Here is an 18,663-nt window from a genome sequence, read left to right as displayed (position 1 = left end):
TCAGCTTTGGACTTTTACACGAATAAATCGAGCCAGCCGCAAGCAGATTCAGTATGAATACATAGGGCGAAGATCGCTATCTCCGCGCGTAGACCCATGGGCCGACTGGGCCGAGCGGCTTTGGACCGACCGGCAAATGGGGGGCGGGAGACAACGCCGCAGATGTGCGTGCCCAGCCCCGTGACGCCGCCCCCCATTTGCCGGTCGGTCCTACATACGGGCCGCATACACTGAGCCCATGGCGAAGTGGACACCGATACACGAGGCACCCGAGCCCCTGGAGGGGCCCGTCGTCGCCACCATCACCGGCGGCACGCTCCTCTGGTTCGTCCTCTTCCTCGTGCAGTTGCCGTTCTACGGCTGGTTCGACGACCACGGTCACGCGTGGTGGATCTGGACGTGTCTGGCCGGCGCCGGCCTCGGACTGATCGGCATCTGGTACGTACGGGGGCGCGACGCGGCGATCAAGCGGGCAGCCGCCGGGGCCGGACCGGCTGACGCGTCCGGCGCCACCGACGGAAGTCAGGGCCGGCCCTGACTTCCGTACCGCCCGAGGACCATTCCGCTCCTCCTCCGGTCTGATCTTCGACCCCCCGGCGGGTGAACCGGACGTTCCACCCGTACCGTCGGAACCATGACGCAGCGGGCACTCCGCTCCTCCGGGGAGCACACACCCGGCCGGCCCCGGCCGGCCAGGATCGACGCCGGTTCCGAACTCGACCCGGTCCACCCGATGAAGCTTCCCGGCACGGTCGTCCGTACGAGCGGGCTGACCGCGGCCGAGGTGGCCGAGCGGATCGCCCGCGGCGAGGTCAACGACGTACCCGTCCGCTCGTCCCGCTCCGTCCGCGAGATCGTCCGGGCCAACGTCTTCACCCGGTTCAACCTGATCATCGGCGTGCTCTGGCTGATCATGCTGTTCGTCGCGCCGATCCAGGACAGCCTCTTCGGCTTCGTGATCATCGCCAACACAGGCATCGGCATCGTCCAGGAATGGCGCGCCAAGAAGACCCTGGACAGCCTCGCGGTCATCGGTGAGGCGAAACCCACGGTCCGGCGCGACGGGGTCGCGGCCGAGATATCCACCTCCGAGATCGTCCTCGGCGATCTCATCGAGCTCGGGCCCGGCGACAAGGTCGTGGTCGACGGCGCGGTGGCCGAGGCCGACAACCTGGAGATCGACGAGTCCCTGCTCACCGGCGAGGCCGACCCCGTACTGAAGCAGGCCGGCGACCCGGTGATGTCCGGCAGCTTCGTCGTCGCGGGCGGCGGCGCGTTCTCCGCCACCAAAGTCGGCCGCGAGGCCTATGCCGCGCAGCTCGCCGAGGAGGCGTCCCGCTTCACGCTCGTCCAGTCCGAGCTGCGCAGCGGAATCAGCACGATCCTCAAGTACGTCACCTGGATGATGGTGCCGACCGCGATCGGTCTCATCATCAGCCAGCTCGTCGTCAAGAACACCAACGTCAGGGACTCGATCGCCCGCACCGTGGGCGGCATCGTCCCGATGATCCCCGAGGGCCTGGTCCTGCTCACCTCGGTCGCCTTCGCGATCGGTGTCGTACGGCTCGGCCGCAAGCAGTGTCTCGTGCAGGAGCTGCCCGCCATCGAGGGTCTCGCCCGGGTGGACGTCGTCTGCCTGGACAAGACCGGCACGCTCACCGAGGGCGGGATGGACGTCACCGAGGTGCGGGCACTGAACGGCGCGGACGACCCGTACATACGCCAGGTACTGAGCGCCCTCGGCGCATCCGACCCGCGGCCCAACGCCAGCCTGCAGGCGATCATCGACGCGTACCCGTCCCCGAACGGCGAGGCATGGCGGTGCACCCAGGCGCTGCCGTTCTCCTCGGCACGCAAGTACAGCGGCGCCGCGTTCGTCGAGGCCGACGGGCGGTCGTCGGCCTGGCTGCTCGGCGCACCCGATGTGCTCCTCCCGGACCAGGACCCGGCGCTCGACGAGATCGAGCAGCTCAACGAGCAGGGGCTGCGGGTGCTGCTGCTGGCGCGCGCCCAGGGGGAGCTCGAAGGGCCGGAGAGCGCCGCCGGAGCCGTACCGACCGCGCTGATCGTCCTGGAGCAGCGGCTGCGGTCGGACGCCGCGGACACGCTGCGCTACTTCGCCGACCAGCGGGTCGCCACGAAGGTCATCTCCGGGGACAACGCCGTCTCGGTCGGCGCGGTCGCGGGCAAGCTCGGCCTGCCCGGCGCCGAGCACACGCTGGATGCGCGCCGGCTTCCCACGGACCCGGACGAGATGGCCACGACCATGGAGGAGAACGCGGTCTTCGGCCGGGTCACCCCGCAGCAGAAGCGTGAGATGGTCGCCGCCCTCCAGTCCCGCGGCCACACGGTCGCGATGACGGGCGACGGGGTCAACGACGTGCTGGCGCTGAAGGACGCCGACATCGGGGTCTCGATGGGCTCGGGCTCCGAGGCGACGCGCGCCGTGGCCCAGATCGTGCTGCTGAACAACAGCTTCGCGACGCTGCCGTCGGTGGTCGCGGAGGGCCGCCGGGTGATCGGCAACATCACCCGGGTCGCGACCCTGTTCCTGACGAAGACCGTCTACTCGGTGCTGCTGGCGATCCTGGTGGTCTGCTTCCAGGTCGAGTACCCGTTCCTGCCCCGGCACCTGACCCTGCTGTCGACGCTGACGATCGGCGTCCCGGCGTTCTTCCTGGCCCTCGCGCCGAACAAGGAGCGGGCCCGGCCGCACTTCGTCCGCAGAGTCATGCGGTACTCCGTGCCGTCCGGCGTCATCGCGGGCATCGCCACCTTCGTGACGTATCTGGTCGCCCGGCACTCCTACACGGGGACGGGGGCGCTGGGCGCGGAGACCAGCGCGGCGACGCTCACGCTGTTCCTGGTCTCGATGTGGGTGCTCGTGATCATCGCCCGCCCGTACACCTGGTGGCGGATCGTCCTGGTCGCGTCGATGGGTGCGGCGTTCCTCATCGTGCTGATGGTGCCGTGGCTGCAGAACTTCTTCGCACTGAAGCTGGTGGGCACGGTCGTCCCGTGGACGGCGGTGGGGATAGCGGTGGTGGCGGCGGCTGCCCTGGAGTTCACCTGGCGACTGGTCAGCCGCCGCTTCCCGGTGTAGCCGTTACCGCACGTCGACGAAGTCACCGGCGGTGGTGACGGCCGGGGTGGTGGAGGTACCGGCGAAGCTGTAGCGCCAGTAGCCGTCGACCGAGGCGGTGACCGTGGTCTTCAGGTTGCCGGTGCTGTTCGTCTTGATCGTCTTCACCGTGGTGTACGTGGAGCTGGTCTTCTTCCGGAACTGGAGCTTGACCGCCTGGCCGGTGTAGCCCGCGTACGTGTGCGTCTCCCAGTTGGCCCGCGACAGCTTCCCGGTGACCGTGATGGTCCTGCCCTTCTTCACGGGCTCCGGGGAGGCGTTGACCGTCAGCTTCGACAGCCGCTGGATCCTCGCCGTGGCGTAGGAGTCGTAGGACGAGCTGGAGCCGTCCTTGGCCTCCGCGCCGGCGAGGACGTGCCAGGAGCCGGCCAACGCGTTCTTCGGCAGATCGACCCGCGGATCGATCGTGAGGGTGTACGAGCAGGTGGAGGTGGTGGCGCTCGCGGCCTTGCAGGTCGCTTCCCCCTCGTTCGGCAGCAGCGCGCCGTCCATGCCCTCGTCCAGGCTCTTCCCGTGCCAAAGGATCACCCAGCCATCGGCGATGCCGGAGGCGTGCGAGGCGGTGACCGACACGGTGATGGTCTTCGCCGCCGTCGTACCCAGGACGGTGTTCTTGCCGCCGTTGACGCTGACCTTGGAGATGACGGGATCCGCCGTGGCCGCGTGCGCGGCCGGGACGGCGAGAGCGGACAGGACCAGGGCGCCGGACGCGGCGGCGACAGTGGCACGTATACGCATGTTTTCTCCGTTGGAGAAAGGGGTCCGTCGGGCAGGTGCGTGGTGTCACCGGCCGCGGCGGGACCCGATGGGCCGGTGCGTCCGCGGAACCGGCGGGCCGGACGGGGACGCACGGGATGGGAGTACGAGAAGCGGGACCTCCATACCGGAGATCCCGCTGCTCGTGTGGACCACGTGTGGACCTACGCCTGGAATCGGGCGTGGAACTACTGCACGTCGACGTAGTCACCCGCGGCCGAGACGGCCGGGGTGGTGGACGTACCGGCGAAGCTGTAGCGCCAGTAACCGTCGACCGAGGCCGTGGCCGTGGTCTTCAGGGTGCCGGTGCTGCTCGACTTGATCGTCTTCAGCGTGGTGTAGGTGGAGCTGGTCTTCTTGCGGAACTGGAGCTTCACCGACTGGGTGGCGTAGCCGTGGTAGGCCAGGTCGTCCCAGTTCGCGCGGGAGAGCTTCCCGGTGACCGTGATGGTCCTGCCCTTCTTCACGGGCTCCGGGGAGGCGTTGACCGTCAGCTTCGAGAAGCGCTGGAGCTTGGTGGTACCCAGGCCGTCCTGCACCGCGTAGTCGATCTGGCTGGGGTCGGGGTTGGTCGGGTCCTGGCCGTTGAAGTCGACGGCGAAGCCCACCGCCTTCCACGTCGTGGCGTCCGCGTTGCCGATGAGGTCGTAGTACGGCGAGATGTCGATCTGCCCCTTGCAGGTGGCGACCGTCGAGGAGACCGCCTTGCAGGTGGGGGCCTTGTAGCCGTAGAGCTCGTTCGCCGGAGCGTCGAACGAACCGCGGTAGAGCGCGACGTCGAGCGCGAAGTCCGCGCCGAAGATGTCCACGTCGGCGGCGTGCGTCACGGTGTACGTGGTCGCCACGGTCTTCGTGGCGCTGGTACCCACGGCGATCGGCTTGCCGCCGTTCACGGTGAACTTGGAGAAGGTCAGGTCGAGCGGGACACCTGCGGTCCCGGCAGCGGTGACGGAGCGCGCGCCGGACTTCGCACCGGACTGCGCGCCGGACGCGGCCTGAGCGGCGCGCGCGGCATCGAGGACAGTGGAGGAGCGGTGCGCGTCGTCGGCCTGAGCCGCAGACGGAACGACGAGGGCGGAGAGGGCCAGGGCGCCGGTTACGCCGGCCACAGTGGCACGAATACGCATGTTTCGTTCCCCAATGTGGAGAAGGGGCCCGCGGAGGTCGTCCGTTCCCGGGCCCAAGGTCGTCTGTGAAGCCTGGTGGCTTCACAGACAAGACCGTTGGGACACGTGAATGGTTGTGCGGTCCGTGGGGATACTTTGCGCATACTTGGCCCTGCTCGGGTACGGGCGCGTTCCGCCCTTCCGCCCCGTCAGTCGAACCAGCGGTCGCGCGCCAACTCCTCCGTACGGGACGGGTCCTGCAGCAGCGCCGCGACCTCGAAACGGCGTGGCCACTGACCCGCCGCCCAGGCCAGGCCCGCCGCGACACCCTCCAGCGTCGACGCGTGGACGGTCCCGTCCGGGGTGCGGCGCCAGTCCAGTTCGACGCCGCCCGCGCGGAGTTCGCCGTGTTCGACGTACGTGTCCGGGGTCCCGGCGCCGAGCAGGGTCCGTACCGACGCCGGCACCTGGTGCTCATCGCCGTCCGTCGTCACCTCCGCCTCGACGGTCTCGCCGAGCCGCCGCACCTGGAACAGCTCGGCCAGTTCCGCGGCGCGCGCCGGGGCCACCGGCAGGAGCGGCAGATCGTCCGTCAGCGGCAGCAGGTCGGGGGCGTCCGCAATCACCGCGTCGGCCGCGTCGACGACGCGTACCTCGCCGTCGACCACGGCCCGCAGCTCGTCGGGCAGCGTGACCTGTTCCGGGTCGAGATCGGCCAGGGCCGTGTACAGCTCGTGGAGTTGCACGGAGCCGACCGGGCGGTCCTCGTCCGCGAGCCGGCCGAGGAGTTCCGCCGCCCCGCCCGGCTCGTCGAGGAGCGCGGCGACGGAGGTCCGTACGCCGAGGGCGCGCAGAACCTGGGCGTCGTCGAAGCCGGTCGCGTCGGCGGAGTCGTACAGTCCGGACAGCCGCGGGTCGCCGCCCGCGGCACGCAGCCCCGCCGGGCGGCGGCCGCCGAGCACCGGGTGGTCGCGCAGCCACCAGGCGGTGTACGGGCGCACGGACCGGGTGGTGCCGTCCGGGAGCAGCACCCGCACCGGCTGGGTCAGCGCGTCGCGCAACGGCGGCCGGGAGAGCAGGGCGAGCGCCTGCGGCCAGGCGTCGTCGTCGACGAGGTCGAGGTCGCGGACGGCGACGAGTTCGGTGGCGACGGGCGGCACGACAGTGTCGGGCAGCTGGTCGAGAATGTCCTCGCACCACACGTCGACGGCGTCGAGCAGTCCCGCGTCGTCGGGTTCGGCGAAGTCGCCTTCGCGTGGCTCCAGTTCATCGGGGTCGAGAACGACGTCGGTGGCCCGGACGAGCGCGAAGGTGGCCAGCACCCCGCAGGCGGTCAGCGGCTGCTCGCCCCAGCGGTCGGTCAGTTCCTCATCGCAGAGCGCGAGTTCGCCCTCGCGCATGATGCTCGCGAACGGGCTTCCCGGCAGCACGAGTTCACCGGCAGGCGCGGGTTCGCCGTCCTCGTCGGGGAGGGCGAGCGCACCGAGCCAGGGTTCGTCGCCGGGCGCCAGGTCGGCGTCCCGGACGAGCGTGAGGACGGTGTCCGCGAGCTCCTCCGTGTCCAGCGCGTCCTCGTCCCACACCTCGCCGGCCTCCAGCGAACCGGCGACGGCCGCACGCACCTGCGGGGTCGTCAGCACCGCGCGCGGGGTGGCGGGCAGGGCGCCCAGCTTCTCCAGGAGCGGATGGGCGGCATCCGGATGCGCGACCTTCAGCCCGAGCCGGACCAGCCGGCCCAGGACCGGGCCGGTGAGGCCGTCGGGGAGCGGCAGGAGGACCTGTCGGGGGCCGATGGTGGTGCGCGGTGGTGCGGCGTCCGGGGCGCCCGCCGCGCTCTCCACCGCTCCGGCCAGAGGGACCGGGAGTCCGGAGAGCCGGTCGGGGTCGATTCCGGACAGACTGTCGTACAGCCGCTGCCACCAGGCGGGTTCGCGCTCCAGACCGGCGAGCCGGTCGATCGCCTCGGTCAGCGGGACCCGGGCGACGCCGAGGGTGCGCAGTTCGCTCCGGCGCTCAAGTCCCGCGGGCAGCAGGCACGGCAGCACCTCGGCAAGCACCTGAACGGTCTCGGCGCCCACCCCCTCCACGACCTCCGCCTCGATCGGCCGCAGCGCGGTGGTGGCCACGCGGACGTTCTCCGTCCCGGCGTCCCAGGCGTCCCACTGCTCGGGTTCGGCGGCGGCGTCGCGCGGGGCGGCGGGCTCCAGGAACGCGACGCGCACCAGCCGCTCCAGGATCGCGCCGCGCACGGCACCGTCCAGTTCGCCCTTGCCGAGCGGGCCGGGCACGAGGTCGAGAGTGGCGACGGACACCGGATGCCAGTCGGCGAGCAGTTCGGCGTACGCGTCGGCCGCGCGCTGCACCAGGAAGTCGGTGAGCGGGCCGGGCGCGGGGTGGCGGCGGGTGGTGTCGAGCGGCAGCGACGCGATGAGCAGGGCGGGTACGCCGAGAGGTTCGTCGGTGGGGGTCGGCGCGTGGACGACGGGGGCGGTACGCGGGTACACCGGCGCCCCTTCCACGTCGACGGGCACCGCCCAGGTCACGGACCAGTGCGGGCGCAGCCGTTCCTCCAGCGGGCGGTCGGCGAGCAGCGCGGGTTCGATCGGGCCGTGCTGGGCGACGGTGCGCCAGCGGTTCGTGCCGTACGCGGAGTCGTCGATGTGTGTGTACGGACCGTGCTGGGAGCGGCGCAGCGTCCGCAGGCCCTCGGGGGTGTCGATGACGATCTCGTCGAGACCGGCGAGCGTCAGGAGGAGCGCGTCGTCGACGGCGGCGAGCAGCCGTCCGACCAGGTCCTCGGCGACGCCGTCGCGCAGCGGCAGGACGACGACGGTGTCGTACCCGTCCGGTGCGGTGCCCTCGGCGGGCAGCGGAAGACGCAGCAGCGGTACGTGTCCGTCGCGGCGGCGGAGTTCGTCGCCGAGGCCTGGGCTGCCCACGGCGGCCTCGCGGGCGAGGTCACGGGCCTCGGCGAGGGACCAGCGGACGCCGCCGTGCCGGCCGATGACGGCGGGCTCGTCGCTGACCGCGAGGACGGCGGCGAACCCGACGCCGAACCTGCCGACGGCGGACTCGTGGCCCTCGCGCTTGGCGGAGGCGCGGAGCGTGCTGAGCGATTCGACGCCGGTGGCGTCGAGGGGGGCGCCGGTGTTGGCGGCGGCGAGGACGGACGGTCCGGTGTCCGAGGCGGGATGAAGAGTGAGACGGAGCCGGCCGGGGACACCGGCGCGGGCGGCCGCATCGGCGGCGTTCTGGGCGAGCTCGACGACGAGGCGGTCCCGGTAGCCGCCGAGCGCGAGGTCCTCCTCGGCGTTGGCGTCCTCCCGGAACCGGGCCGGACCGGCACCCCAGGCGTCGAGCACCCCGCGCCGCAGCCGTGCCGTCCCGAACGGATCGGCCCCCTCGGTCGCATTCATGCTCACGCTCTGACTCCGCTCTGTCCGGTGACGCGTTACCCATGTGCGGCGGGGGTGTCCGTGCGCCTGCGTGCGCGTACACCCGTGCCGCCAGTGTGCGCCCGAAGGTACCGCGACCGGCAATCCGACGTGGTGCGACGGTGGGACGCCGGCCTTGTCCTCCATCGCCGGACAGGCTTGATTCCGCCCCCGGCACGGCACCGCCCGGGTCACGTCCCTTCAGCACACGGTGAACCCTCTCGACGAGCTGAAAGTGCCCACGGAGGCCACGAACCCGGCGAGTCCTCGGCGCCTTGTCCCCAACGGGAGACACACCGAGCCCGTCGGGCGCTTGAGGCCAGAGCCCTGCCCGCACCCGAAAGCCGCACGAGGGACACACCGAGCCCGTCCGACGCTTGAGGACAAAACGTCCACCGGCCTGCACCCGAGAGCCGCACGAGGACACATCAAGCCCGTCCGGCGCTCGAGGACAAAACGTCCACCGGGCGCCCCGGAGCCCGCATCGCAGCGCGCGACCCCCGGGTACCGCAGACCCGGACCCCCAGCGGCCAGGAGCGTCAGGAGTGGCCCAGGTCCTCCGACGGCTCATCCGGTTCCACCGGAACCGATCCGCTGTCCCGTGCGGGGCGCAGCGGGTACTCGTCCACCTGCATCGTGTCCAGCGCGTGCGGCGCCGGCTTCGGCGGTTTCGGCATCACCGCTGCCTCCGAGTGCCCACCACAGCCGTACGACAGCGAGACCACATGGCCGTCCGCCGGGCCGAACTCGTTCGCGCACACGCCGAAGGCTTGCCGCAGCGAACCCGCCAGTGGCACCAGGAAGGCACAGGTGACACAGGACGCCGGCGCCGCCTGGGCCATCGGCGTCTTCGGGCCGAACCCCTCGTCCCAGCGGTCGGCCGCGGTATGCAGCCCGTACCGGGACAGCACCCGTGCCCGCCGCATGCCGAGCTCTTCCGCGACCGCGGCGATCGAACCGCGGCTCGTCGCCTCCGGGCGCGTCGTGAGCTCCGCGTCCTCCGCGTCGACGAGGTCGGCCAGTTCCTCCGACATCTCGGAGGCCACCGAGTTCGGCAGGGGCTCGTCCTCACCGGTGTACCCCGGCTCCAGACGCAGATCCTCCGCCTCCGTCGGCAGCAGATCACCGGGTCCCATGTCACCGGGCCGCAGCCGCTCGCTCCATGGCACCCACTCGGGCGCGAGCAGCGCGTCGGTCCCCGGCAGCAGGACCGCCTCGTCGAGCGTGACGACCTTGGCGCGGGAGGCCCTGGCGACCGTCGCCGCCCAGCGCCAGCCCTTGTAGCCGGGTTCCTTGCACTCGAAGTAGTGCGTGACGACCCGGTCCCCCTCCGAGACCAGGCCCACGTGCTCACCGACCTCCCCCGGCGCGGCCACTTCCTCCGCCGCCGCGCGCGCGAGGTCTACCGCCTCGGCGCACAGACGGTCGGGGGCAGGGGTACGGGCAGTACGGCTTCGCGTCGTAGCAGCACTCACAGGTCTCGCTTCTCTCCATACGCCGTCTCACGAGTGCGCCAGCAGATCCATCGATTTCGGCCATAACGGTTGCGGGCGGAGCGGACCTGGGGGCCGCGTCGACGTCCGCACCCGTTGTGCCTGCCTCGGGCGCGCCTTCTGCTATCCATTCTGCGGGATCGCCGAGAGGCGCGCGGCCAAGAACAACCGCCGGGGGCGCGCTACGCACGCTACCCTCTCCGCAGCTCCCCGCCCACCTGCCCGTCCCAAACAACGGGGTATCCACTGCCGTGTCCGGGCCCGGCGGTCGGAGGAATGCCCTGTCGGCAGGGTTGTCACTGACCCGACAGGGCGGCGAACCCCGCGCCCCGTACCGTTCTCGGTTCGTTACCGCAGTGGCTGGGGCACTATGACGGGGTGGCTTCCGCCAGGTCGCACGACGGGCCCGGCCCGCTCCGCAGGACGGGCCGGACGATCGGCCGTGCCCTGCACACGCCGTTCACCGGCACCGCGAAAGGTATCCGCAAGGCGACCCACGCCCACGGCGCCGGCGAATCCGGACTCGGCAAACTGATCGAGCTGCATGCCGTGAACGGCGCGGGCGACGTGATGATCACGGTCGCGCTCGCGTCGACGGTGTTCTTCTCCGTACCGACGGACGAGGCCCGAGGACGGGTCGCCCTCTATCTCGCCATCACGATGGCGCCCTTCACACTCCTCGCCCCCGTCATCGGCCCGCTCCTGGACCGCCTGCCGCACGGCCGCCGCGCCGCGATGGCGGCCGCCATGCTGGCGCGGGCCGTGCTCGCGCTGACGATGTCGGGCGCGGTCGCCACGGGCGGTCTGGAGCTGTATCCGGCGGCACTGGGCGTGCTGGTCGCCTCGAAGGCCTACGGGGTCGTGCGCAGCGCGGTCGTGCCGCGCCTGCTGCCACCGCGTTTCTCCCTGGTGAAGGCCAATTCCCGGGTCACCCTGGCCGGGCTTCTGGCCACGGGCGTGGCGGCGCCGATCGGGGCCGGGCTGCAGACCGTCGGGGCACCCTGGCCGCTCTACGGCGCGTGTGTGATCTTCATCGGCGGCGCTGTCCTCGCGTTCACGCTGCCGCACAAGGTCGACTCGGCGAAGGGCGAACGCCGCGCCCGGCTGGTCGAGCCGCACGGCCATCAGCCCTCCGTGCGCACCAGGCCCTCCAGGGCCAACGGGAAGAACGGCAGGGCCAGGGCCAACGGGGAGAAGGAGAAGCGGCCGGGACTGCGGACCGTCGGGCCGTCCGTCCTGCACGGGCTCCAGGCCAACGCCGCGCACCGCGCCCTCTCCGGCTTCCTGATCTTCTTCCTGGCGTTCCTGCTGCGGGTGCACCCGCTCGCCGGGCAGAGCGCGGTCGTCTCGCTCGGCATCGTCGGCGTCGCGGCCGGGGTCGGCAATGCCCTCGGCACGGCGATGGGGTCCTGGCTCCGGGCCCGCGGCCCTGAGGTGATCGTCGCCTCGGTGCTGGGGCTGGCGCTCGGTGTCGCCGTGCTTGCCGCGGCCTTCTTCTCCACCGTGATGGTCGCCGCGCTCAGCGCGGTGGCGGGTTTCACGCAGGCACTGTCGAAGCTGTCGCTGGACGCGATGATCCAGCGCGACGTGCCCGAGGAAGTCCGCACGTCGGCGTTCGCCCGGTCCGAGACACTGCTCCAGATGGCGTGGGTGGTCGGCGGCGGTATCGGCATCGCCCTCCCCCTCAACGGCGTATTGGGGATGTCGGTCGCCGCAGGGATTCTCACCCTCGGCGCGGCAGCCTCCGTACGGGGTCTGCTGGGTGCGGCGCGGCGCGGCTCGCCGCACCCCCGCGTGGCGTGAGCGGGAGCGACCGATAGCCTTCGGGCCATGACCGTTGCGTTCTTCTCCGGTAAGGGCCGTCGAATCGGCGTCGCTCTTGGTGCCGTGTCCGCGGGACTCCTTCTCCTGTCCGCCTGCAACAAGCCGACGCCGCTTGCCACCGTGACGGTCGGCGACAACTCGGTGAGTGCCGAGGCGACCTGCTACAACGACGGCGACGCCATCAAGGAGTCGCTGATCCAGGGCTGCCTCAACAACAAGAAGGCGGAGCACACCGTCAAGGTCGCGATGGACGACAAGGTCCGCTTCGGCGTCGACCCGGAGATCGCGGACAACGGCTGGACCCTCTTCATCAACGGCCAGCAGGCCGAGCAGGAGCCGTACAAGAAGACCTACCGGTCCATCCCGGGCAGCGCCTTCTTCTCCAGCCAGACCGGCGAGACCACGAACAAGGCGCAGATCAGCATCGTGGAGACCAAGGGCAAGAAGCTCACGGGCATCTGGCACTTCACCTTCGAGAAGACCAGCTGACCCCCTCCCGACCCGGGAGGACCCTCCCCGTGCGTGTGCTCGTCGTGACCGCTGTCCCGGTGGAACGGGACGCGGTCACGCGTGCGTTCACGGACGGACCGGAGGTGGTCCGGGCAACCGGCGCCGAGCTGCACCGCGTCGGCGGTTTCGATGTCCTCGCGGGCGGCGCCGGACCGGCCGCCGCGGCCGCCGCCACCGCGTTCGGGCTTGCCTCCGGCTCCTACGACCTGGTGGTCTCCGCCGGTATCGGCGGCGGTTTCGCGCCCGGCGCCCCGGTCGGCTCCCTCGTCGTCGCGCGCGCGATCGTCGCCGCCGATCTGGGCGCCGAGACCCCCGCCGGGTTCCTGCCCGTCACCGCCCTGGGCTTCGGCCGGGAACGGTTCGAGCCGCCGTCCGCCCTGGTACGGAAGGTGGCCGCCGCGACCGGCGCGGTCACCGGCGACATCCTCACCGTCTCCACCGTGACCGGCAGTGCCGCCCGCGCCGGCGTCCTCCGCGCCGCCCACCCGGACGCCGTCGCCGAGGCCATGGAAGGTTTCGGAGTCGCCGAGGCCGCCGACCGGCTGCGCGTGCCGGTGCTGGAGATCCGGGCCGTGTCGAATGCCGTCGGCCCGCGCGACCGGGACGCCTGGCGCATCGGCGACGCGCTGGCCGCGCTCACCGACGCGTTCGGGAAGCTCACCCCCGTACTGGAAGGTTGGACCCACCATGACCGACTCGACTGAGGGCACCGCGAAGCCCGGCACGGCGGTGAAGATCGCCTTCTCGCCATGCCCGAACGACACTTTCGTCTTCGACGCCTGGGCGCACGGCAGGGTCCCCGGCGCGCCCGCCCTCGATGTCACGTTCGCCGACATCGACGTCACCAACGGCATGGCCGAGCGCGGCGAGCTGGACGTGCTGAAGGTGTCGTACGCGGTGCTGCCCTGGGTCCTGGAGGAGTACGCGCTGCTGCCCTGCGGCGGGGCGCTGGGCCGAGGCTGCGGGCCGCTCGTGCTGACGAAGGAGCCGGGTACGGATCTGACGGGAAGGACCGTCGCCGTTCCGAGCGAGCGCTCCACCGCGTATCTGCTGTTCCGGCTCTGGGCGGCGGATGTCGTGCCGGGCGATGTCGGCGAGATCGTCGTCATGCCGTTCGACGAGATCATGCCCGCCGTGCGGGACGGGAAGGTGGACGCCGGTCTCGTCATCCACGAGGCGCGCTTCACGTACCGGAACTACGGGCTGCACAGCCTCGCCGACATGGGCGAGCACTGGGAGGCGACGACCGGGCTGCCGATCCCGCTCGGCGCGATCATCGCCAAGCGGTCGCTGGGCACGAAGACGCTGAAGCTGCTGGCCGAGTCCATCCGCACATCCGTACGGATGGCCTGGGACGACCCGGAGATGTCACGGCCGTACGTGCTGGAGCACGCCCAGGAGATGGACCCGGCCGTCGCCGACCAGCACATCGGGCTGTACGTGAACGAGTTCACCGCCGACCTCGGCGAGAACGGCTGTGCGGCGATCCGCGGGCTGCTCACACGCGCGGCGGCCGAGGGGCTGGTGCCGCCCCTCGGCCCGGACGCGCTGTCGTTCACCTGAGTCCGGCCGTACGGGGTACGGCCGCAGCCCCCCTGAGCCGAGTTACACGTCGAGCTGGTCGGCGACCGCGCGCAGCAGGCCGCCGATCTGCTTGCCGGCCGCCTTGTCGGGGTAGCGGCCCCGCTCCAGCATCGGCGTGATGTTCTCCAGCAGGGTGGTCAGGTCCTGCACGATCGATGCGAGCTCGTCCGGCTTGCGGCGCTGGGCGGCGGCAACGGACGGAGTCGGGTCGAGGATCGCCACCGAGAGCGCCTGGTCTCCGCGCTGACCTGCGACGACACCGAATTCGACGCGCTGGCCGGGCTTGAGTGCGTCGACTCCGTCAGGAAGCACCGACGAGTGCACGAACACGTCGCCGCCGTCGTCGCGGGAAAGGAAGCCGAAGCCCTTCTCGCTGTTGAACCATTTGACCTTGCCAGTCGGCAAAGCACGCACCCCATCTCAACCCGTATGCCGGAACCAAACCTCAGCAGGTCAGGCCGTCCAGTGGTCGTGCTCCCCTGCTGGCAGAAGCCTCCACAGGTGCAGTACCCCCCGTCAAGCCTGGTCATCCGGACTCTGTCCAGAAACGGCGCACTCCGGGTGAAGGGACGGTTGCTCCGGGGCGGGAACTACCCTGGCCGGGTGAGTACTCCTCCCTCTGGCGCAGGTGACCGGCTCGTCCGCGTCGGCGCGATCGTCTTCTTCATCGGGGCCCTGGCCACACTGGTCACGGTGGCTCCGCTGTTCCTCGGGACCGACCCGTTCCCGTCCCCCGCGTACGCCGTGTGCATGCTGATGGGCGTGGGGTTCCTGATCGCCGCGGCGGGCGTGGTGCGGTCGGCCTGGGCGGGGTCCCCCAAGCGGACCGCGCGCTGACGGGGACGGCCGCCGGTCACGCCGGTTCCGGGTAGGTTCGCAGCCACACCGGGAACCGCGTGAGGTCCGGGAGGACGACGTCCGCGCCCGCCTCCCGCAGTTCGGCCGCGTCGCACGGGCCCGTCGTGACCCCGACCGACAGGGCATCGGCGATACGGGCGCCGCGCACGTCCCCGGTGTGGTCGCCGACGTACACCTGCGCGCCGTGCTCGCGCAGCGCGTCCCCCTTGCGCTCCGCCCACAGGCTGCCGATGACCTCGTCGGGTTCGATCCCCACGTGCGCCAGGTGGAGTCTGGCGTTCGGCGTGTGCTTGGCGGTGACGACGATCGTCCGGCCGCCCCGCGCGCGGATCGCGGCGACGGCTTCCCGGGCGCCCGGCAGGGCCGGGCTCGAGGTGATCGCGTACGTGGGATAGATCTCCCGGTACCGGTCGGCCACGGCGGCCACGGCGTGCGCCGGGTACCAGTTCGCGAGCTCGTGCTCCACGGGCGGTCCGAGCCTGCTGACGGCCAGGTCGACATCGATCGGCGTCCCCGTTTCGGCGGACAGCGCCTGGTAGGTGGCCTTGATGCCCGGCCGGGAGTCGATGAGCGTCATATCGAGGTCGAAGCCGACCGTCAGAGGGTGCGGAGCCATGGTGCCCATTGTGCCGAGGGCACAGCCTCCGTCCGCCCCTCGGCCCCACGGCCCCCTCCCGCCCCACGGCCCCCTCCCGCCCCTCGGGCTCTCGCGAGCCCCCCTTAGACTTAGCCAAGCCTTACCTACCTATACCTTCCCGCTTGCCGATGGGGTCCGATGTCAGCCGCCGCACCTCGCCGCCACAGACGCGCTCTCGCGACGGCGGCGGCCGTCGTGGCGCTGCTGGTGACCGTCCTGCTCAGCCTGGCCGTGGGGGCACGGTCCATCGCACCGTCCGCGGTGCTCGACGCCCTGCTGCACGGCGGGCACTCCGACGCAGCCGAAGTGATCCGGCAGATGCGGGTGCCGCGCACCCTGATCGGACTGATGGTCGGTGCGGCGCTGGCCCTCGCGGGCACGGTGCTCCAGGGCATCACCCGTAACCCCATCGCCGACCCCGGAATCCTGGGCATCAGCCAGGGCGCGTCGGTGGGAGTGGTACTGGCCATCGCGTTCGCGGGGATCCACACGCTGACGGGGTACGTCTGGTTCGCGTTCGCCGGGGCTGCGATCGCCTCGGTGGCCGTGTACGCGATCGCGTCGCGCGGCCGCGGCGGGGCGACGCCCGTCAAGCTCGCGCTGGGCGGCGCCGCGATCAACGCGCTGCTGGTGTCGGTGACGATGGCGGTGCTGACGACGAAGGCGTCCGCGCTCGACGAGTTCCGCTTCTGGCAGGTCGGTTCGATCGCCGGACGCGAGGCCGGGGTGGCGCAGCAGATCTGGCCGTTCCTCCTGGTCGGCACGGTGCTCGTGCTGTCCGTCGCGCGGGGCCTCGACGCGCTGGCGCTGGGCGAGGACATGGCGAAGGGGCTGGGGCAGAAGGTCGCGACGGTACGCGTCGTCGGCGGCATCGGGGCCACGGTGCTGACCGGCGTCGGGGTCGCCGCGGCCGGACCGATCGCGTTCATCGGGCTGGCCGTCCCGCACATCGCCCGTGCGATCGTCGGCAGCGACCATCGATGGGTGCTGCCGATGGCGGCGCTGATCGGACCCGTGATGCTGCTCGTCGCGGACGTCGTGGGCCGCATCGTCTTCCCGCCGAGCGAGGTCCCGGCGGGTGTGATGACGGCGCTGATCGGGGTGCCGTTCCTGGTCACGCCGGTACGTCGGAAGGCGGTCCCGGCATGAGCGACACCCTGGCCCGGACCCGGGCCCGGGTCCGGCCCGCCGGGTACGGCGTCGTACGGATCGGGACGCGCGGGCGGTTCCTGCTGCACCGGCGCGCCGCGGTCGCCGCGGCGGCCCTCGTCGTGCTGCTGGCGATCGTCTGTGTCGCGTACCTCTGTGCCGGCGAGAGTTTCGTCGCGCCCGCCGAGGTCGTGAAGGTGATCCTCGGGCAGCCGTCGCAGAACGAACTGGTCGTCGGGACACTGCGGCTGCCCCGCATGGTCGTCGCACTGCTGGTCGGCGCGGCCTTCGGTATCGCCGGGGCGCTGATCCAGACGGTCGCCCGCAATCCGCTGGCCAGCCCCGACATCATCGGCATCAGCCAGGGCGCGGGCGCGCTCACGGTCGGCGCGATGACGTTCGGCGTCACCTCGTACACCGTTCTGCCGTATCTGTCGGTCGTCGGCGGGATCGCGGCGGCGGCGCTCGTGTACGTCTTCGCGTGGCGCGGCGGGCTGCACGCCACCCGGTTCGTCCTCATCGGCATCGGCTTCGCCATCGCGCTGCGGTCCGTCACCACGCTGTTCCTGACGAAGGGCGACTATCTGGTCGCCCAGCAGGCCCAGATCTGGATGACGGGCTCACTGAACGGTCGCGGCTGGAACGAGGTCGCGCCGATCGGCTGGACGCTGCTGGTCCTGAGCCCGGCCGTGCTGTGGGCGGCCCGCGCCCAGCGGACCGTGTCCCTGGACGACGACACGGCAACAGCGCTCGGGGTACGGCTGGGGAGGGTACGGCTGGGGCTCGTCGCGCTCGGTGTGGTGCTGGCGTCCGTGGCGACGGGGACGGCCGGGCCGGTCGACTTCGTGGCACTGCTCGCCCCGCAGATCGCCCGCCGCATGACGCGGACCGCGCAGATCCCGCTGCTCTGCTCGGCGCTGCTCGGCGCGGTGATCGTCGTCTTCGCCGACCTGCTGGCGCGCAAGCTCTTCTCGCCCACCGAGCTGCCGGTGGGCGTGCTGACGGCGGCGGTCGGCGCCCCGTATCTGATCTGGCTGATCATCCGCGGTCACGGTGGCCGCAAGGGAGGCAAGGCATGAGCTCGACCCGTACGTCCGATGCCGTCGCCGAGGTGACGACCGGCCGGCTCACCGCGCGCGGGCTGACCCTCGCGTACGAGGACCGCACGGTCGTGCACGAGCTGGACCTCACCGTGCCGGACGGCCGGGTGACGGTCGTCGTCGGCCCGAACGCGTGCGGCAAGTCGACGACCCTGCGGGCGCTCGGCCGGCTCCTCAAGCCGCGCGGCGGGGCCGTACTCCTCGACGGTACGGAGCTGTCCCGGATCCCCACCAAGAAGATCGCCCAGTCGATCGGGCTGCTGCCGCAGACCCCGGTCGCACCCGAGGCGATCACCGTCTCCGACCTCGTCGCCCGCGGCCGCCAGCCGCACCAGCACTGGTGGCAGCAGTGGTCGGACGAGGACGAGCGGGCGGTGACCGACGCGATGGAGCGTACGGACATCACGGCGCTCGGCGACCGGCCGGTGGACGAACTCTCCGGCGGGCAGCGGCAGCGGGTCTGGATCGCGATGGCGCTGGCCCAGGAGACGGATCTGCTGCTGCTCGACGAACCGACGACGTACCTCGACATCGCGCACCAGGTGGAGGTCCTCGACCTGGTGCGGCAGCTCGCCGCCCCGGCGGCGGACGGCACCCGCGGCCGCACGGTCGTCACCGTGCTCCACGACCTGAACCAGGCCGCGCGGTACGCGGACCACCTGGTCGCGATGAAGGCGGGCCGGATCGTCGCCGAGGGCCGCCCCGAGGACATCGTCACGGCAGACCTCGTACGCCAGGTCTTCGGCCTGGACGCAGTGATCGTCCCGGACCCGGTGACGGGTTCGCCGCTGGTTGTACCGGGGGCGCCGTGGTCCCGCCCCGGTCCGGGGTGACCGGTTCCGTCCTCGATCGCCGGACGGGCTGGATTTTCGGCGCCGCGCCCAGGGGGCGCCGCCGCACTGTGCGGTGGGTGGTGGTCCGGGGCCCCTCCGGGGTGTCTCCTCGAACGACGAACGTTCGGCGGGTACGCGGGGCAGCCCGGGTCTTTGTTCGTCGGCCTGCGGGGACTCCCCTGCGCGGCCCCGGACCGGCCGTCGCGCGTCAGCGGCCCGGTGTGCCCTCCTGTCACG

At 71.6% G+C, this 18,663-nt stretch carries 16 protein-coding genes; 10 read left to right on the top strand and 6 right to left on the bottom strand.

What is annotated here, in order from left to right:
* Positions 1-238 precede the first annotated feature (238 nt).
* Complete coding sequence (locus AB0I23_RS02965) at positions 239-538, top strand: DUF2530 domain-containing protein (RefSeq protein ID WP_359106296.1); 300 nt, start codon at positions 239-241, stop codon at positions 536-538.
* Between the two features lie 96 nt (positions 539-634).
* Positions 635-3,103, top strand: coding sequence for an HAD-IC family P-type ATPase (locus AB0I23_RS02960; protein ID WP_359106294.1), 2,469 nt, complete (start codon positions 635-637; stop codon positions 3,101-3,103).
* 3 nt (positions 3,104-3,106) lie between these two features.
* On the opposite strand, the gene AB0I23_RS02955 is transcribed toward AB0I23_RS02960, so the two are convergent.
* The 4 genes from AB0I23_RS02955 to AB0I23_RS02940 all read right to left on the bottom strand — a co-directional run bounded on the left by AB0I23_RS02955 (position 3,107) and on the right by AB0I23_RS02940 (position 9,913).
* Entirely contained in the window at positions 3,107-3,880 is a 774-nt protein-coding gene (locus AB0I23_RS02955; protein ID WP_359106292.1) for a DUF5707 domain-containing protein, read from the bottom strand.
* Positions 3,881-4,086: 206 nt separating this feature from the next.
* Positions 4,087-5,025 carry a hypothetical protein gene (locus AB0I23_RS02950; RefSeq protein ID WP_359106290.1) on the bottom strand — a complete coding sequence of 313 codons (939 nt, stop codon included), beginning with the start codon at positions 5,023-5,025 and terminating at the stop codon, positions 4,087-4,089.
* A 188-nt stretch (positions 5,026-5,213) separates the two neighbouring features.
* The gene (locus AB0I23_RS02945) at positions 5,214-8,420 is read right to left on the bottom strand and encodes a sacsin N-terminal ATP-binding-like domain-containing protein (RefSeq protein WP_359106908.1); all 3,207 of its coding nucleotides are present in this window, start codon (positions 8,418-8,420) and stop codon (positions 5,214-5,216) included.
* 557 nt (positions 8,421-8,977) lie between these two features.
* A complete protein-coding gene (locus AB0I23_RS02940; RefSeq protein WP_359106288.1) occupies positions 8,978-9,913 on the bottom strand; it encodes a DUF3027 domain-containing protein in 936 nt (311 codons plus the stop codon).
* Between the two features lie 396 nt (positions 9,914-10,309).
* Here AB0I23_RS02940 and AB0I23_RS02935 point away from each other — a divergent pair, with 396 nt between their 5' ends.
* From AB0I23_RS02935 to AB0I23_RS02920, 4 genes are read left to right on the top strand one after another with little or no spacing between them, the layout of a single operon-like run.
* Complete coding sequence (locus tag AB0I23_RS02935; protein ID WP_359106286.1) at positions 10,310-11,734, top strand: MFS transporter; 1,425 nt, start codon at positions 10,310-10,312, stop codon at positions 11,732-11,734.
* 27 nt (positions 11,735-11,761) lie between these two features.
* Positions 11,762-12,244: a DUF2771 domain-containing protein gene (locus AB0I23_RS02930; protein WP_359106284.1), complete on the top strand. Its 483-nt coding sequence runs from the start codon at positions 11,762-11,764 to the stop codon at positions 12,242-12,244.
* A 29-nt stretch (positions 12,245-12,273) separates the two neighbouring features.
* A complete protein-coding gene (locus AB0I23_RS02925; RefSeq protein ID WP_359106282.1) occupies positions 12,274-12,969 on the top strand; it encodes a futalosine hydrolase in 696 nt (231 codons plus the stop codon).
* Entirely contained in the window at positions 12,953-13,828 is an 876-nt protein-coding gene (locus AB0I23_RS02920) for a 1,4-dihydroxy-6-naphthoate synthase (protein ID WP_359106280.1), read from the top strand. Before AB0I23_RS02925 ends, AB0I23_RS02920 begins: the two co-directional genes overlap by 17 nt.
* Positions 13,829-13,870: 42 nt before the next feature.
* Here the strand turns inward: AB0I23_RS02920 and AB0I23_RS02915 are convergent, their stop codons facing one another.
* On the bottom strand, positions 13,871-14,254 hold the full coding sequence (locus AB0I23_RS02915; protein ID WP_037692759.1) for a cold-shock protein: 384 nt from the start codon (positions 14,252-14,254) through the stop codon (positions 13,871-13,873).
* A gap of 198 nt (positions 14,255-14,452) precedes the next feature.
* On the opposite strand from AB0I23_RS02915, the gene AB0I23_RS02910 reads away from it, so the two are divergent.
* Positions 14,453-14,686, top strand: coding sequence for a hypothetical protein (locus tag AB0I23_RS02910; protein ID WP_359106278.1), 234 nt, complete (start codon positions 14,453-14,455; stop codon positions 14,684-14,686).
* Positions 14,687-14,702: 16 nt separating this feature from the next.
* On the opposite strand, the gene AB0I23_RS02905 is transcribed toward AB0I23_RS02910, so the two are convergent.
* On the bottom strand, positions 14,703-15,332 hold the full coding sequence (locus tag AB0I23_RS02905; protein ID WP_359106276.1) for an HAD family hydrolase: 630 nt from the start codon (positions 15,330-15,332) through the stop codon (positions 14,703-14,705).
* 150 nt (positions 15,333-15,482) lie between these two features.
* Between AB0I23_RS02905 and AB0I23_RS02900 the strand changes: the two genes are divergently transcribed.
* Genes AB0I23_RS02900 through AB0I23_RS02890 form a run of 3 tightly spaced genes read left to right on the top strand, consistent with a single transcriptional unit; the run spans position 15,483 to position 18,426 of the window.
* Positions 15,483-16,493 carry a FecCD family ABC transporter permease gene (locus tag AB0I23_RS02900; protein ID WP_359106274.1) on the top strand — a complete coding sequence of 337 codons (1,011 nt, stop codon included), beginning with the start codon at positions 15,483-15,485 and terminating at the stop codon, positions 16,491-16,493.
* On the top strand, positions 16,490-17,572 hold the full coding sequence (locus tag AB0I23_RS02895) for a FecCD family ABC transporter permease (RefSeq protein ID WP_359106272.1): 1,083 nt from the start codon (positions 16,490-16,492) through the stop codon (positions 17,570-17,572). Before AB0I23_RS02900 ends, AB0I23_RS02895 begins: the two co-directional genes overlap by 4 nt.
* Positions 17,569-18,426, top strand: coding sequence for an ABC transporter ATP-binding protein (locus AB0I23_RS02890; RefSeq protein ID WP_359106270.1), 858 nt, complete (start codon positions 17,569-17,571; stop codon positions 18,424-18,426). Before AB0I23_RS02895 ends, AB0I23_RS02890 begins: the two co-directional genes overlap by 4 nt.
* Positions 18,427-18,663 lie beyond the last annotated feature (237 nt).

Origin of the sequence: Streptomyces atratus, from assembly GCF_040655115.1 — a bacterium.
GTDB classification, from domain to species: domain Bacteria; phylum Actinomycetota; class Actinomycetes; order Streptomycetales; family Streptomycetaceae; genus Streptomyces; species Streptomyces atratus_D.
This window is presented reverse-complemented; position numbering and strand designations above follow the sequence as displayed.

Excerpts from the sequence above, each read along its gene's own strand:
- AB0I23_RS02965 (WP_359106296.1), top strand. The coding sequence starts at position 239 with ATGGCGAAGTGGACACCGATACACGAGGCACCCGAGCCCCTGGAGGGG.
- AB0I23_RS02960 (WP_359106294.1), top strand. The coding sequence starts at position 635 with ATGACGCAGCGGGCACTCCGCTCCTCCGGGGAGCACACACCCGGCCGG.
- AB0I23_RS02955 (WP_359106292.1), bottom strand. The coding sequence starts at position 3,880 with ATGCGTATACGTGCCACTGTCGCCGCCGCGTCCGGCGCCCTGGTCCTG.
- AB0I23_RS02950 (WP_359106290.1), bottom strand. The coding sequence starts at position 5,025 with ATGCGTATTCGTGCCACTGTGGCCGGCGTAACCGGCGCCCTGGCCCTC.
- AB0I23_RS02945 (WP_359106908.1), bottom strand. The coding sequence starts at position 8,420 with ATGAATGCGACCGAGGGGGCCGATCCGTTCGGGACGGCACGGCTGCGG.
- AB0I23_RS02930 (WP_359106284.1), top strand. The coding sequence starts at position 11,762 with ATGACCGTTGCGTTCTTCTCCGGTAAGGGCCGTCGAATCGGCGTCGCT.
- AB0I23_RS02920 (WP_359106280.1), top strand. The coding sequence starts at position 12,953 with ATGACCGACTCGACTGAGGGCACCGCGAAGCCCGGCACGGCGGTGAAG.
- AB0I23_RS02905 (WP_359106276.1), bottom strand. The coding sequence starts at position 15,332 with ATGGGCACCATGGCTCCGCACCCTCTGACGGTCGGCTTCGACCTCGAT.
- AB0I23_RS02900 (WP_359106274.1), top strand. The coding sequence starts at position 15,483 with ATGTCAGCCGCCGCACCTCGCCGCCACAGACGCGCTCTCGCGACGGCG.
- AB0I23_RS02895 (WP_359106272.1), top strand. The coding sequence starts at position 16,490 with ATGAGCGACACCCTGGCCCGGACCCGGGCCCGGGTCCGGCCCGCCGGG.
- AB0I23_RS02890 (WP_359106270.1), top strand. The coding sequence starts at position 17,569 with ATGAGCTCGACCCGTACGTCCGATGCCGTCGCCGAGGTGACGACCGGC.